The following is a 12,590-nucleotide window of genomic DNA, read 5'->3' as shown; positions in this document are numbered from 1 at the left end:
CCATGATCCGATTCGAGCAGGTTGCCAAGCGCTATCCCAACGGTCATGTGGGTTTGCATGAGCTGAGTTTCCGGGCGCGCCGGGGCGAATTCCTGTTCGTCACCGGCCACTCGGGCGCTGGCAAGAGCACCTTGCTGCGCCTGTTGCTGGCCATGGAGCGCCCGACCAGCGGCAAGCTGATGCTGGCAGGGCAGGACCTTGGCCAGATCAGCAATGCGCAAATCCCGTTCCTGCGCCGGCAAATCGGCGTGGTGTTCCAGAACCACCAGCTGTTGTTCGACCGCACCGTGTTCAACAACATTGCCTTGCCGCTGCAGATTCTCGGCCTGTCCAAGGTCGAGATCGCCAAGCGCGTGGACTCGGCCCTGGAGCGTGTATCGCTGTCCGACAAAGGCGAGCTGTTCCCGGCCGACCTGTCCACCGGGCAGCAGCAGCGGGTGGGTATCGCCCGCGCCATCGTTCACCAGCCGGCTCTGCTGCTGGCCGACGAGCCCACCGGTAACCTCGACCCGCGCCTGGCTGCAGAGATCATGGGCGTGTTCGAGGACATCAACCGCCTGGGCACGACGGTATTGATCGCCAGCCACGACCTGGCGCTGATCGCGCGCATGCGTCACCGCATGCTGACCTTGCAACGCGGCCGCTTGATCGGCGATGGGGAGGCCGGGCAATGAACACAACACGTACGCCGAAGGTTTCCGAGCGGGTCGCACCGAAACCGGCCGATCCGCAACCTGCGAAGAAAAAGCGCGGTGAAGACGATGATGGCCCGGACTTCCGCACCCTGCTGCATGCCTGGCTGGAAAGCCACCGTGCCAGCCTGGCCGACAGCCTGCGCCGCCTGGGCAAGCAGCCGATCGGCAGCTTCTTCACTTGCCTGGTCATGGCCGTGGCGCTGAGCATGCCGATGGGCCTGTCCTTGTTGCTGAAGAACGTCGAGCAGCTTGGCGGTTCGTGGCAACGCGCTGCGCAGATTTCGCTGTACCTCAAGCTCGATGCCGGCAGCCGCGATGGCGAAGCGCTGCGCGACGAGATCAAGGGCATGCCTGGCGTGGCGGACGCCCAGTATGTCAGCCGCGAGCAGGCCCTGGAGGAGTTCCAGCAGCAGTCCGGCCTGGGCGAGGCCTTGCGCGAACTGCCTGACAACCCACTGCCGGGTGTGGTGGTGGTAACCCCGACCGAGGTCGACAAACCGGCGCTGGACGCCTTGCGTCAGCGCCTGTCGGAGCTGCCGCGGGTGGACGTGGCGCAACTGGACCTGGTCTGGGTCGAGCGCCTGGCAGCCATCCTCAAGCTGGGTGATCGCTTCGTCTTCGGCCTGGCCGTGATGCTGATTTCTGCCCTGCTGTTAGTAATCGGTAACACAATTCGTCTACACATTGAAAACCGTCGTATCGAGATCGAAGTGATCAAGCTGGTCGGCGGCACCGACGCCTACGTGCGCCGGCCTTTCCTGTACATGGGCGCCCTGTATGGCCTGGGCGCAGGCCTGCTGGCGTGGGGCATCCTGGCGTTTGGCCTGAACTGGCTGAACGAGGCGGTGGTAGGGCTTTCCGGGCTGTATGGCAGTGACTTCGCCTTGGGCGGCGTTCCGGCTTCCGATGGTCTGTCGCTCTTGATCGGAGCAGTGTTGTTGGGGTATATCGGTGCATGGATTGCAGTCGCCCGCCACTTGAACGAGCTGGCGCCGCGATAGTTTTTACGTGCCAGCATTGACATTTTCTTCACTGTGGAACTTGTACCGTCGTTCCAGGTCAATGTTGGCAGCGCCCACAAGGTGCGAGTTTTGTAAGTCGGAGGTTCTTGAATGACCACATCGTTGCAACCTGCCTATGCCCTGGTACCCGGTGCAAACCTGGAAGCCTATGTGCACACGGTCAACAGCATCCCGCTGCTGACGGTCGAGCAGGAGCGTGATCTGGGCGAGCGTCTCTATTATGAGCAGGATGTCGAGGCCGCTCGTCAGATGGTGATGGCCCACCTGCGTTTCGTCGTACATATCGCCCGTAGTTATGCCGGCTACGGGTTGGCCCAGGCTGACCTGATTCAGGAAGGCAACGTCGGCCTGATGAAAGCCGTCAAGCGCTTCAACCCGGAAATGGGCGTGCGCCTGGTGTCGTTCGCCGTGCACTGGATCAAGGCAGAGATCCACGAGTTCATTCTGCGCAACTGGCGCATCGTCAAGGTGGCTACCACCAAGGCTCAGCGCAAGCTGTTCTTCAACCTGCGTAGCCAGAAGAAGCGCCTGGCGTGGCTGAACAACGACGAAGTGCATCGCGTGGCGGAAAGCCTTGGCGTCGAGCCGCGCGAAGTGCGCGAGATGGAAAGCCGCCTCAGCGGCCAGGACATGGCCTTTGACCCGGCAGCGGAAGCTGACGACGACAGCGCCTTCCAGTCGCCTGCGCATTACCTGGAAGACCACCGTTACGATCCGGCGGTGCAGCTTGAGGATGCCGACTGGAGTGACAACTCCACCAGCAACCTGCACGAAGCGCTGCAGGGCCTGGACGAGCGTAGCCGCGACATTCTCTACCAGCGTTGGCTGGCGGAAGAGAAGGCCACGCTGCATGAACTGGCAGACAAGTACAGCGTATCGGCTGAGCGTATTCGCCAGTTGGAGAAGAATGCGATGAACAAGGTCAAGGCACTGATAGCTGCCTGATTGAGTCTGGGTTGTAAAGAAAAGCCGCTGGCCCTATGGGGTGAGCGGCTTTTTTGTTTGGCTTTGCCGGCCTCTTCGCGGGTAAGCCCGCTCCTACAGGGGATGCGGTTGCCTGTAGGCGCGGGCTTGCCCGCGAAAGGGCCGGGCCTGCATTCAAAGCTTTCTGGAGGAGTCCAGCTGCATCAGGTAGCTGGGCCCACCCAACTGGCTCATCTGCCGGCGAATCCAGCCGGCCCGGCTGGCCACGTAGGCACTCGGCCGGCTGGCACTCCACTTGATTGGGCTAGGCAGCACCGCAGCCAGCTGCGCTGCCTGCTGGCGGCTGAGCCGGCTGGCGTCGACGCCAAAGTGATAACGCGCCGCTGCCTGGGCACCAAACACGCCCTTGCCCCACTCGGCGCTGTTCAAATAGACCTCGAGAATCCGTTCCTTCGACCAGAACAGCTCGATCAGTGCGGTGAACCAGGCCTCCAGCCCCTTGCGAAACCAGCTGCGGCCTGACCACAGAAACAGGTTCTTGGCCACTTGTTGGGTCAGGGTGCTGGCGCCGCGAATGTTGCCGCCACGCTCGTTGTGGGCCAGCGCCGCCTGAATGGCCGGGAGGTCGAAGCCCCAGTGGCTGGCGAACTTCTGGTCCTCGCCAGCAATGACTGCAACCTTGAGCTCATCGGAGATGTTCTCCCATGGCTCCCAGTCGCGCTGCAGGTCGATCGGTTCACCATTCACCCATGACTGTACCTTGCGCTCGACCATCAGCGCCGTGCCGGGCGGTGGTACCCAGCGGAACACCAGCACCAGCACGATGCTGCCGGCAACGAACCAGAGCAGGGCGCGGGAGAGGCGACGGATAAGCGTTGACAGCATGTCGATGGCTTGGCCCTAAGGGTGGAAGGGGCCATTATACAGACCCGATACAAGGAGTCGTCCCATGCTTCGCAGCTTCCTGATGCTTGCCGCCTTTTTTGGCTTTACCGGTGTCGCCCTGGGCGCCTTCGCCGCTCATGGCCTGAAAAACCGGCTGACGGCTGACTACCTGGCAATCTTCCATACCGGCGTGACTTACCAACTGGTCCATGCCTTGGCGATCTTCGGCGTTGCGGTGCTCTCGGCGCACCTGCCCGGGCGCCTGGTCGGGTGGGCTGGCGGCCTGTTTGCGTTGGGCATCGTGCTGTTCTCCGGCAGCCTGTACCTGCTGACCCTCAGTGGCCTTGGCAAGCTTGGCATCATCACCCCGATTGGTGGCTTGTGCTTCCTTGTCGGCTGGCTGTGCCTGGGCCTGGCAGCCTGGCGGCTGGGCTGACCGAGTGGTCCACAATCACGACTAATGGCGCGCACCGCCCTTGGGTTGCAGGGCGGTTCGGCGCTAGAATGCTGGCCCCAAAGAACAATGGTGGCCGTGCGCATGCGCATTAAATTGAACGGTGAACCTTACGAACTGCCTGCCGGCGAAAGCGTTGCAGCCCTGCTGGCGCGCCTGGAGCTGACCGGGCGCCGTGTTGCAGTGGAACTGAACCTGGATATCGTGCCGCGTAGCCAGCACGACAGCACGCTGCTGAATGACGGCGACCAGGTCGAAGTGGTCCACGCCATCGGTGGCGGCTGACAGCAGCCCGGCGGTTCACAAGCAAGCCCTGCAACCTTTTCCCGAGGAACAACGATGAGCAACGTTCGTAGCGACAAGCCCTTCACCCTGGCCGGGCGTACTTTCCAGTCGCGCCTGCTGGTCGGTACCGGCAAGTACCGTGACATGGAAGAAACCCGCCTGGCCACCGAGGCCTCGGGTGCCGAAATCGTCACCGTCGCTGTGCGCCGCACCAACCTTGGCCAGAACGCGGGCGAGCCGAACCTGCTCGATGTACTGTCGCCCGACAAGTACACCATCCTGCCGAACACTGCAGGCTGCTTTGACGCGGTGGAAGCGGTACGCACTTGCCGTCTGGCCCGCGAACTGCTCGATGGGCGCAAATCGCACGAGTCCCGGACGCTGGTGAAGCTGGAAGTGCTGGCCGACCAGAAAACCCTGTTCCCCAACGTGATCGAAACCCTCAAGGCAGCCGAAGTGCTGGTCAAGGAAGGTTTCGACGTCATGGTCTACACCAGCGACGATCCGATCATCGCCCGTCAGCTGGCCGAAGTCGGCTGCATCGCGGTCATGCCGCTGGCTGGCCTGATTGGCACCGGTCTGGGTATCTGCAACCCCTACAACCTGCAGATCATCCTGGAAGAATCCAAGGTACCGGTGCTGGTCGATGCCGGTGTGGGTACCGCCTCCGACGCCACCATCGCCATGGAAATGGGCTGTGAGGCGGTGCTGATGAACTCGGCCATCGCCCACGCCCAGCAGCCAGTGCTGATGGCCGAGGCCATGAAACACGCCATTGTCGCGGGTCGCATGGCCTACCTGGCTGGTCGTATGCCGAAGAAACTCTATGCCAGCGCCTCCTCGCCGCTGGATGGTCTGATCAAGTAAGAGCAACTGATGACTGAATCGCACGATACGCCGATCACCCCCGACGGCGAAGCCCGCCCACACCGCCGCATCAAGAGCTTCGTGATGCGTGCCGGGCGCATGACCGAAGGCCAGCAACGCGGTCTGGACCAAGGCGGCCCGCTGTACATCCTGCCACTGGCTGATAGCCCGGTGGACTACGACCAGGTGTTCGGCCGTTCGGCCCCGCGCACCTTGGAGATCGGCTTCGGCATGGGCCATTCCCTGCTGGAAATGGCCGCTGCCGCACCTGAGCAGGATTTCATCGGTGTGGAAGTGCACCGCCCGGGTGTTGGCGCGCTGCTCAATGGCGTGCTGACCCAGGGGCTGAAAAACCTGCGGGTGTATGACTGCGATGCCATCGAAGTGCTGAACCGCTGCGTGGCGGATAACAGCCTCGATCGGTTGATGCTGTTCTTCCCAGACCCTTGGCACAAGGCACGTCATCACAAGCGCCGCATTGTCCAGCTGGAGTTCGCCGAGCTGGTACGTCGCAAGCTCAAGCCCGGTGGTGTGTTCCACATGGCCACCGATTGGGAGCCGTATGCCGAGTACATGCTGGAAGTGATGAGCGCAGCTCCTGGCTATCGCAACCGTGCGGCAGACGGCACCTATGTGCCGCGCCCCGAAGAGCGCCCGATCACCAAGTTCGAACGCCGCGGTGAGCGGCTGGGGCACGGGGTGTGGGACTTGAAGTTCGAGAAGGTGGATTGAGCGGCTGATACGGCCTTTTCGGTAAAACCGCCCTGAAAAGGGCGGTTTTTTCTTTGTAGGAGCGGGTTTACCCGCGAATACGGTAGCGGCGCCCACGGTGAAGGGCGGGTGGAGATTGGCCAGCAGGGCCGGCCCTTTCGCGGTTGAACCCGCTCCTACAAGGGGTCATTCGCTCAGCCGCGGCGATCCGCCACCACGCCAATCAATACCAGCACCACCAGTAACACAGGCGCCAGCGCATAGTTGTTGAACTGGCTGAGCCCCTTCACCACCCACGGTGTGGCATAGATCAGCGCAGCACCGCTACCGATCATGACCATCAGCGCCATGAACGGCACGCGCAGGGCGCCCGCGAGGCCGCCCAGGCGCTGCTCGGCCCAGGCTTTGACATCGGTGCCGAACAGCACCAGCAGGCAGCCTACCAAGGCCAGTGAAATCTCCGACAGGTTGCTGCGGCTCCAGCGGGAAACCGTCGCGAGCAGATCAAGTACCAGATCCATGGGTCATCCTCAGGTCAAGAAATACTGCAGCAGGTCATTGAGGAACAACTGGCCCCTCGGCGTGGCTACCAGTCGATCCGGTTCGACCTGTAAAAGGCCCTTTTGTTCGGCGGCACGGCGTGCTTCCTGTAGCTGTGCCAGTGGCAAGCCGGTGCGCTGGGTGAACAGTTCGGCTTCCACGCCATCGGTCAGGCGCAGGGCGTTCATCAGGAACTCGAACGGCAGTTCATCGACTGGCAGCAGCTTCTCGCCGGCCCTGAACGGCTTGGCCAGGTTCAGGTAGTCCTTGGGCAGGCGGGTCTTCCAGGTACGCAGGATGCGCCCGTCGGCAAAGGTGAGCTTGCCGTGGGCGCCAGCGCCAATGCCGATGAAGTCACCGAAGCGCCAGTAGTTGAGGTTGTGCCGGGCGGCGCGGCCTGCCTGGGCGTAGGCTGATACCTCGTACTGGCGGTAGCCGTGCTCGGCCATCAGCGCTTGGCCGGCTTCCTGAATATCCCAGAGGATGTCGTCTTCGGGCAGCTCTGGCGGCTGGTTCCAGAACACCGTGTTCGGCTCCACGGTCAGCTGATACCACGACAGGTGGGTCGGCCCCAGGTCGATGGCCTGGCGCAGGTCACCCAGCGCGTCGTCCAGCGACTGGTCGGGCAGGCCGTGCATCAGGTCCATGTTGAAATTGTCGAAACCGGCCGCGCGCGCCATGCCGGCGGCTCGAACCGCTTCGTCGCCATTGTGGATGCGCCCCAGTGCCTCCAGCTTGGCTGGCTGGAAGCTCTGCACGCCGATCGAAAGACGGTTGATACCAGTCTGCCGGTAGGCCTTGAACTTGTCCTGCTCGAAGGTGCCCGGGTTGGCTTCGAGGGTGATCTCGATGTCTGGCGCGAACGGAATACGTTGCTCTACGCCACGCAGTAGCCGGCCAAGGGCGCTGGCACTGAACAGGCTTGGCGTACCGCCACCGAAGAAGATCGAGCTGATCGGGCGACCTTGTACGGCAGCCAGCTCCTGGTCGAGGTCGTCGAGCAGGGCTGTGACGTAGGCATCTTCCGGTAGTTCAGGCCCGGCTGCGTGGGAGTTGAAGTCGCAATAAGGGCATTTGCGTACGCACCACGGAATGTGGATGTACAGCGCCAGCGGCGGCAGGCTGCTAAAGCCTAGCATTTCGATCATGCGAGGCCCAGACGTTTGCGCAGCAGGGCCATGGCACGGGCGCGGTGGCTGAGCTGGTTCTTGTCTGCTGGGGCTAGATCGGCGCTGGAGCAGTTGCGCTCCGGTACCCAGAACAGCGGGTCGTAGCCAAAGCCCTGGTCGCCGCTGGCCTCGAACAGGATGCGCCCGTGCCACAGGCCTTCGCACAGGATCGGCAACGGGTCGTCGGCGTGGCGCACCAGCGCCAGAACGCAGACGAACTGTGCACTGCGCTCAGCTTCAGGCACGTCTTTCAAGGCTTCGAGCAGCTTGGCGTTGTTTGCCGCGTCACCTTTGCCATCGGCATAGCGCGCCGAGTAGATGCCCGGCGCGCCACCGAGGAAGTCCACCGCCAGTCCAGAGTCATCGGCCAAGGCCGGCAGGCCGGAAATGCGGGCGGCGTTGCGCGCCTTGAGGATGGCGTTCTCGACAAACGACAGGCCGGTTTCTTCCGGCTCCACCTGGCTGAACTCACCAATCGAGTGCAGCTGCACGGAATGGCCGAGCATGGCCTGGAGTTCCTTCAGTTTGCCGGCATTGTGGCTGGCCAATACGAGTTGCTGGAAATTCATCATTCGCCTGGGAACACTTCCTGGTTGAAGCTGAGAGAGTTGCTGATGCCGCCGGTTTCGATGTTCAAGTCGAAGGTGACGGTTTCTGGCTGATCGATCTTGAACTGGGCGATGTAATACACCGCGCCCTGTTCGGTAATCTGCTTGAACGACAGCGGGCTGCTGCGCCCGGTCAGGTCCTTGACGGTGCCGCTGATCACCGCCGTGGCAGGTTTGCTGGCCTTGAGGACGGTAATGTTGAGCACGCCCTGGTTCTTGCTGCGCACCAGGCCGGTGGCCGCGGCCACCTCGGGTGTGAGCATGCTCGAGGTGAATGCACTGTAGTGCACCGTCACGTCGCCAAATACCTCCTTGCGCTCGGGGCGTGCGGCATCGGCAGCCAGTACTGGCAGGGCCAGGCACAGGCTGATCAGGAACAGGGCTAGGCGACGCATGGGGCGATTCCTCCGGTGGGCGTCAGACCGCGAGCTGGTGCTCTTGCAGGCCCGGACTGCTGACGCGGTAGATGCCGATCTCACCTAGAAGATTAGGCCATAGCCGGCCACCCCACCCATTGCGGTGCAAGTGGTCGACCGCCAGGCGGTCCAGTACCTTGGCTCGGCGTTCGTGCACAAGTTCTTCGAAGTCGGCGAAGGTGCAGAAGTGGATGTTCGGCGTGTTGTACCAGGTATACGGCATGAAGTCCGATACCGGCATGCGGCCTTTGGTCGCCAGGTACCAGCGGCAGCGCCAGTGGCCGAAGTTCGGGAAGGTGATGATGCACTGACGGCCCACTCGCAGCATTTCGTCGAGGATGCGGTCGGGGTATTCCACGGCCTGCAGGGCTTGGGTCATGATCACCACGTCGAAGCTGTTGCTGGCGAAGTTGCCCAGGCCTTTGTCCAGGTCTTGTTCGATGACGTTGACACCCTTGGCCACGCAGGCGGCGATATTGTCGGCGTCGATTTCCAGGCCATAGCCGGTGACCTGTTTGCGGTCACGCAGCGAGGCCAGCAGTTCGCCGCTACCGCAGCCCAGGTCGAGTACCCGGCTGCCGGCGGGGATCCAGTCGTGGATGATTTCCAGATCGGCTCTCATGCTGTCCTCAGATGGCAATGCGGTTCATGTAGTTCGAGAAACCCTGCATGTAGCGAGGTGTGGGAATCAGGAATGCATCGTGCCCGTAGGGCGAATCGATCTCCAGGTAGCAGACGTTCTTGCGCGCGGCCATCAGCGCGTCGACGATCTCGCGCGAACGGGCCGGAGAGAAGCGCCAGTCAGTGGTGAACGACATGATGCAGTAGTCCGCCGTGACGTGGGCCAGCGTGGCGGCCAGATCACCACCGTGCGTGGCGGCCGGGTCGAAATAGTCCAGTGCCTTGGTCATCAGCAGGTAGGTGTTGGCGTCGAAACGGCCGGAAAACTCCTCGCCCTGATAGCGCAGGTAGCTTTCGACCTGGAACTCGACGCTGTGGAAGTCGTAGTTGAGCTTGTCGCTTTTCAGCTCACGGCCGAATTTTTCACCCATCGAATCATCGGACAGATAGGTAATGTGGCCGACCATGCGCGCCAGCATCAGGCCGCGCTTGGGGATCACGCCTTGGTCCTGGAACGAACCGCCATGGAACTCAGGGTCGGTGAGAATGGCCTGGCGCGCCACCTCGTTGAAGGCGATGTTCTGCGCCGACAGCTTGGGCGCCGAGGCAATGTCGACGCAATGACGCACACGCTCGGGGTAGCTGATGGTCCATTGCAGTGCCTGCATGCCGCCAAGGCTGCCGCCGACGACAGCGGCCCATTGCTGGATGCCCAGGCGCTCGCCCAGGCGCACCTGGCTGTGGACCCAGTCCTCTACGGTCAGTACAGGGAAGTCGGCGCCATACGGTTTGCCGGTGGCAGGGTTGACGCTGCTGGGGCCGGTGCTGCCGTTGCAGCCGCCGAGGTTGTTCAGGCTGACCACGAAGAAGCGGTTGGTATCGATCGGCTTGCCGGGGCCGATGCAGCTGTCCCACCAGCCCGGCTTGCGGTCGGTGGCGGCATGGTAGCCAGCGGCATGGTGGTGGCCGGACAGGGCATGGCAGATCAGCACGGCGTTGCTCGCGCTGGCGTTCAGGGTGCCATAGGTCTCGTAGACCAGTTCGTAACTGGCCAGTGAACGGCCACAGGCCAGTGCCAGCGGTTCATCGAACCGGGCGGTTTGCGGTACTACCAGACCGACGGAATCTTCGGGAAAGACAGTTGACATCGACCCTGCTCACGCTTGACGGAGGCGTAAGTCTAAAGAGCGCTACCCCCAGCGGCAAGCAAAGGCTTGCGACTGGGGGCAAGCTGGAGCTGGCGAGCCTCAGATCATTCGCCACAGCTCTTGAGGCATGCCGGCGTAGGCGGCCAGCGGGGGCATGACAAACGACTGGACCACCTGGATCGCCAGGAAGGCGAAGATCGGCGAGATGTCCATGCCACCCAGATTTGGCACCAGGCGGCGGAACGGCGCCAGCACCGGCTCGCTGATCTGGTAGGCCAGTTCGGCCGCCGGGTTGTGGCTGTTGGGTGCAACCCAGGAAACGATCACCATGACGATCATCGCCACCCAGAAAATCTTCAGGAACAGCGAGGTGATGCCGATGATCGCCCACATCAGCAGGTGCAGGACGTCGCCGAAGGTACCGTAGGTGACCATCAGCACAAAGCCCATCAGCAAGGCCTGGATGACCACCGCCAGCAGTAGCGACGAGGTATCCAGCCCGCCAACGCTAGGGATGATCCGGCGGATCGGCTTGAGTAGCGGTTGGGTGGCACGAACGGCGAACTGGCACAGCGGGTTGTAGAAGTTGGCCTTGACCAGTTGCAGCACGAAGCGCAGCAGGACGATAACCAGGTAAAGGCTGACCAGGGTTTGCACCACGAAAATCGCGGCGCCTGACAGTGCATTCATCTAAGGCTCCTTATTTGCCCAGTTGTTCGGCCAGCTCGGCAGAGCGCGTGGCTGCAGCCTGCAGCGCCTGCTCGACGATGGCTTCGAAGCCGCTGGCCTGGAACGACTTGATCGCCGCTTCCGTGGTGCCGGCGGGCGAAGTGACGCGGCGGCGCAGTTCAGCGGCATCGACGTCGCTTGCAACTGCCATGCGCGCGGCGCCCAGGGCTGTCTGCAAGGTCAGTTGGGAGGCCGTTTCGCGTGGCAGGCCGAGTTTTTCGCCTGCCGCGGTCATGGCCTCGATCAGCAGGAAGAAGTACGCCGGGCCACTGCCGGACACAGCTGTCACGGCGTCCAGTTGCTGTTCCTGCTCCAGCCACAGGGCGGTGCCTACAGCCGACAGCAGTTGTTCGGCCTGCAGACGCTGTTCGCCGGACACTTCAGCGGTGGCGTACAGGCCGCTCACGCCTTGGCGCAGCAATGCCGGGGTGTTGGGCATGCAGCGCACCACCGGGCGAGCGCCCACCCAGCTCTGCAGGCTGGCGCATGTGATGCCGGCGGCGATGGAAACGATCAGCTGGCCATCCTGCAGGTTGGGTTGCAGTGCCTGACATACGGTTTTCATGACTTGTGGCTTGACCGCCAGCACGATGACGTCAGCGCCATCGATGGCCTGGGCGTTGTCCTCGAAGGCTTCAATGCCGTGCTCGGCCTGGATGCGACTGCGGGTCTCGGCGCCCGGGTCGCTGGCGCGGATCTGCGAGGCGTCCAGGCCCTGGGCACGCAGACCACCGATCAGGCTGGCGGCCATGTTGCCGGCGCCGATAAAGGCAATACGTGTCTTGCTCATGTCAGGTCCTTGTGGAAAAGAGTGAGTGAAGCATGGAATCAGGTGTTGCCGTAGTCGCGGGCTCCGAACAGGGCCGTGCCAATCCGTACCCACGTCGCGCCCTGGGCGATGGCCGCTTCCAGGTCGTGGCTCATGCCCATCGACAGGGTGTCCAAGCCAAGCCCCAGGCCTTCCTGCAACTTGCGCAGGCTGGCGAAGGCGGCCTCCTGGGTGGCGCGGTCTTCGGTGGGTTCCGGGATTGCCATCAGCCCGCGCAGGCGCAGGTTGGGCAGTGCGGCTACGGCTTTGGCCAACGCGGGTAGGTCGGCTGGGGTGCAGCCGGATTTACTGTCTTCGCCGCTGACGTTCACCTGCAGGCAGATGTTCAGCGGCGCCAGCCCCGCAGGGCGCTGTTCCGACAGGCGTTGGGCAATTTTCAGGCGGTCCACGGAATGCACCCAGTCGAAATGCTCGGCGATGGCTTTGGTCTTGTTCGACTGAATGGGGCCGATGAAGTGCCAGATCAAGGGCAAGTCGCTGAGGGCCTGCTGCTTTGTCAGTGCTTCCTGTAGGTAATTCTCCCCGAAGTCGTGCACACCGGCGGCATGGATCTCGCGGATAGCGCTGGCGGGCTTGGTCTTGCTCACGGCCAGCAACTGGACGCTGGCCGGATCACGCCCGACTGCCTGGGCAGCACTGGCGATACGGGCGGAAATCGCGGAAAGGTTGTCTGCTAGGGTGGACATG

General features: G+C 62.8%; 16 protein-coding genes and 1 pseudogene. 7 read left to right on the top strand and 10 right to left on the bottom strand.

Translation table 11 applies throughout. The features are described from left to right. Positions 1-2 precede the first annotated feature (2 nt). The 3 genes from ftsE to rpoH all read left to right on the top strand — a co-directional run bounded on the left by ftsE (position 3) and on the right by rpoH (position 2,662). Positions 3-674 carry a cell division ATP-binding protein FtsE gene (ftsE, locus tag ACF8O8_RS07605; RefSeq protein WP_003249079.1) on the top strand — a complete coding sequence of 224 codons (672 nt, stop codon included), beginning with the start codon at positions 3-5 and terminating at the stop codon, positions 672-674. Beyond that, positions 671-1,696, top strand: a complete 1,026-nt coding sequence (gene ftsX, locus ACF8O8_RS07600) for a permease-like cell division protein FtsX (protein ID WP_010955647.1) — start codon at positions 671-673, stop codon at positions 1,694-1,696. The genes ftsE and ftsX overlap by 4 nt, the downstream gene beginning before the upstream one ends. A gap of 111 nt (positions 1,697-1,807) precedes the next feature. Further along, positions 1,808-2,662, top strand: coding sequence for an RNA polymerase sigma factor RpoH (rpoH, locus tag ACF8O8_RS07595; RefSeq protein WP_003249083.1), 855 nt, complete (start codon positions 1,808-1,810; stop codon positions 2,660-2,662). Between the two features lie 153 nt (positions 2,663-2,815). Here the strand turns inward: rpoH and mtgA are convergent. Continuing rightward, a pseudogene (gene mtgA, locus ACF8O8_RS07590) lies at positions 2,816-3,561 on the bottom strand (monofunctional biosynthetic peptidoglycan transglycosylase). Between the two features lie 29 nt (positions 3,562-3,590). Here mtgA and ACF8O8_RS07585 point away from each other — a divergent pair. The 4 genes from ACF8O8_RS07585 (at position 3,591) to trmB (ending at position 5,864) form a co-directional block, all read left to right on the top strand. Then, on the top strand, positions 3,591-3,962 hold the full coding sequence (locus tag ACF8O8_RS07585; protein ID WP_010955645.1) for a DUF423 domain-containing protein: 372 nt from the start codon (positions 3,591-3,593) through the stop codon (positions 3,960-3,962). A gap of 102 nt (positions 3,963-4,064) precedes the next feature. Then, positions 4,065-4,265 (top strand): sulfur carrier protein ThiS, encoded by a 201-nt coding sequence (thiS, locus tag ACF8O8_RS07580; protein WP_003249090.1) that lies wholly within the window; start codon positions 4,065-4,067, stop codon positions 4,263-4,265. A gap of 54 nt (positions 4,266-4,319) precedes the next feature. After that, a complete protein-coding gene (locus ACF8O8_RS07575; protein WP_003249091.1) occupies positions 4,320-5,132 on the top strand; it encodes a thiazole synthase in 813 nt (270 codons plus the stop codon). Positions 5,133-5,141: 9 nt separating this feature from the next. Then, on the top strand, positions 5,142-5,864 hold the full coding sequence (gene trmB / locus ACF8O8_RS07570) for a tRNA (guanosine(46)-N7)-methyltransferase TrmB (protein WP_004575478.1): 723 nt from the start codon (positions 5,142-5,144) through the stop codon (positions 5,862-5,864). Between the two features lie 173 nt (positions 5,865-6,037). Here trmB and ACF8O8_RS07565 read toward each other — a convergent pair whose 3' ends face one another. The 9 genes from ACF8O8_RS07565 to ACF8O8_RS07525 form a co-directional block, all read right to left on the bottom strand. Beyond that, a complete protein-coding gene (locus tag ACF8O8_RS07565; RefSeq protein ID WP_003249095.1) occupies positions 6,038-6,364 on the bottom strand; it encodes a DUF3392 domain-containing protein in 327 nt (108 codons plus the stop codon). A 9-nt stretch (positions 6,365-6,373) separates the two neighbouring features. After that, entirely contained in the window at positions 6,374-7,522 is a 1,149-nt protein-coding gene (gene hemW, locus ACF8O8_RS07560) for a radical SAM family heme chaperone HemW (RefSeq protein WP_392509472.1), read from the bottom strand. Positions 7,523-7,527: 5 nt separating this feature from the next. Further along, the gene (gene rdgB, locus ACF8O8_RS07555) at positions 7,528-8,124 is read right to left on the bottom strand and encodes an RdgB/HAM1 family non-canonical purine NTP pyrophosphatase (protein ID WP_010955642.1); all 597 of its coding nucleotides are present in this window, start codon (positions 8,122-8,124) and stop codon (positions 7,528-7,530) included. Further along, positions 8,121-8,555, bottom strand: a complete 435-nt coding sequence (locus ACF8O8_RS07550) for a DUF4426 domain-containing protein (protein ID WP_064613754.1) — start codon at positions 8,553-8,555, stop codon at positions 8,121-8,123. Before ACF8O8_RS07550 ends, rdgB begins: the two co-directional genes overlap by 4 nt. Before the next feature lie 22 nt (positions 8,556-8,577). Then, positions 8,578-9,198 carry a methionine biosynthesis protein MetW gene (gene metW, locus ACF8O8_RS07545; protein WP_003249106.1) on the bottom strand — a complete coding sequence of 207 codons (621 nt, stop codon included), beginning with the start codon at positions 9,196-9,198 and terminating at the stop codon, positions 8,578-8,580. A 7-nt stretch (positions 9,199-9,205) separates the two neighbouring features. Continuing rightward, positions 9,206-10,345, bottom strand: a complete 1,140-nt coding sequence (locus ACF8O8_RS07540) for a homoserine O-acetyltransferase (RefSeq protein ID WP_010955639.1) — start codon at positions 10,343-10,345, stop codon at positions 9,206-9,208. Between the two features lie 99 nt (positions 10,346-10,444). Continuing rightward, positions 10,445-11,035 carry a YggT family protein gene (locus ACF8O8_RS07535; RefSeq protein WP_003249110.1) on the bottom strand — a complete coding sequence of 197 codons (591 nt, stop codon included), beginning with the start codon at positions 11,033-11,035 and terminating at the stop codon, positions 10,445-10,447. A 10-nt stretch (positions 11,036-11,045) separates the two neighbouring features. Further along, a complete protein-coding gene (gene proC, locus ACF8O8_RS07530; protein WP_010955638.1) occupies positions 11,046-11,864 on the bottom strand; it encodes a pyrroline-5-carboxylate reductase in 819 nt (272 codons plus the stop codon). A gap of 38 nt (positions 11,865-11,902) precedes the next feature. After that, the gene (locus tag ACF8O8_RS07525; RefSeq protein ID WP_010955637.1) at positions 11,903-12,589 is read right to left on the bottom strand and encodes a YggS family pyridoxal phosphate-dependent enzyme; all 687 of its coding nucleotides are present in this window, start codon (positions 12,587-12,589) and stop codon (positions 11,903-11,905) included. Position 12,590 lies beyond the last annotated feature (1 nt).

Source organism: Pseudomonas sp. TYF_14, assembly GCF_043105275.1.
In the GTDB taxonomy this organism is placed as follows: domain Bacteria; phylum Pseudomonadota; class Gammaproteobacteria; order Pseudomonadales; family Pseudomonadaceae; genus Aquipseudomonas; species Aquipseudomonas alloputida.
Note: the sequence above shows the minus strand (reverse complement) of the source record. Positions and strands in the feature narration are given on the sequence as shown.

Coding starts and splice junctions, on each gene's coding strand:
- ftsE (WP_003249079.1), top strand. CDS start 3: ATGATCCGATTCGAGCAGGTTGCCAAGCGCTATCCCAACGGTCATGTG.
- ftsX (WP_010955647.1), top strand. CDS start 671: ATGAACACAACACGTACGCCGAAGGTTTCCGAGCGGGTCGCACCGAAA.
- rpoH (WP_003249083.1), top strand. CDS start 1,808: ATGACCACATCGTTGCAACCTGCCTATGCCCTGGTACCCGGTGCAAAC.
- ACF8O8_RS07585 (WP_010955645.1), top strand. CDS start 3,591: ATGCTTCGCAGCTTCCTGATGCTTGCCGCCTTTTTTGGCTTTACCGGT.
- thiS (WP_003249090.1), top strand. CDS start 4,065: ATGCGCATTAAATTGAACGGTGAACCTTACGAACTGCCTGCCGGCGAA.
- ACF8O8_RS07575 (WP_003249091.1), top strand. CDS start 4,320: ATGAGCAACGTTCGTAGCGACAAGCCCTTCACCCTGGCCGGGCGTACT.
- trmB (WP_004575478.1), top strand. CDS start 5,142: ATGACTGAATCGCACGATACGCCGATCACCCCCGACGGCGAAGCCCGC.
- ACF8O8_RS07565 (WP_003249095.1), bottom strand. CDS start 6,364: ATGGATCTGGTACTTGATCTGCTCGCGACGGTTTCCCGCTGGAGCCGC.
- hemW (WP_392509472.1), bottom strand. CDS start 7,522: ATGCTAGGCTTTAGCAGCCTGCCGCCGCTGGCGCTGTACATCCACATT.
- rdgB (WP_010955642.1), bottom strand. CDS start 8,124: ATGATGAATTTCCAGCAACTCGTATTGGCCAGCCACAATGCCGGCAAA.
- ACF8O8_RS07550 (WP_064613754.1), bottom strand. CDS start 8,555: ATGCGTCGCCTAGCCCTGTTCCTGATCAGCCTGTGCCTGGCCCTGCCA.
- metW (WP_003249106.1), bottom strand. CDS start 9,198: ATGAGAGCCGATCTGGAAATCATCCACGACTGGATCCCCGCCGGCAGC.
- ACF8O8_RS07540 (WP_010955639.1), bottom strand. CDS start 10,345: ATGTCAACTGTCTTTCCCGAAGATTCCGTCGGTCTGGTAGTACCGCAA.
- ACF8O8_RS07535 (WP_003249110.1), bottom strand. CDS start 11,035: ATGAATGCACTGTCAGGCGCCGCGATTTTCGTGGTGCAAACCCTGGTC.
- proC (WP_010955638.1), bottom strand. CDS start 11,864: ATGAGCAAGACACGTATTGCCTTTATCGGCGCCGGCAACATGGCCGCC.
- ACF8O8_RS07525 (WP_010955637.1), bottom strand. CDS start 12,589: ATGTCCACCCTAGCAGACAACCTTTCCGCGATTTCCGCCCGTATCGCC.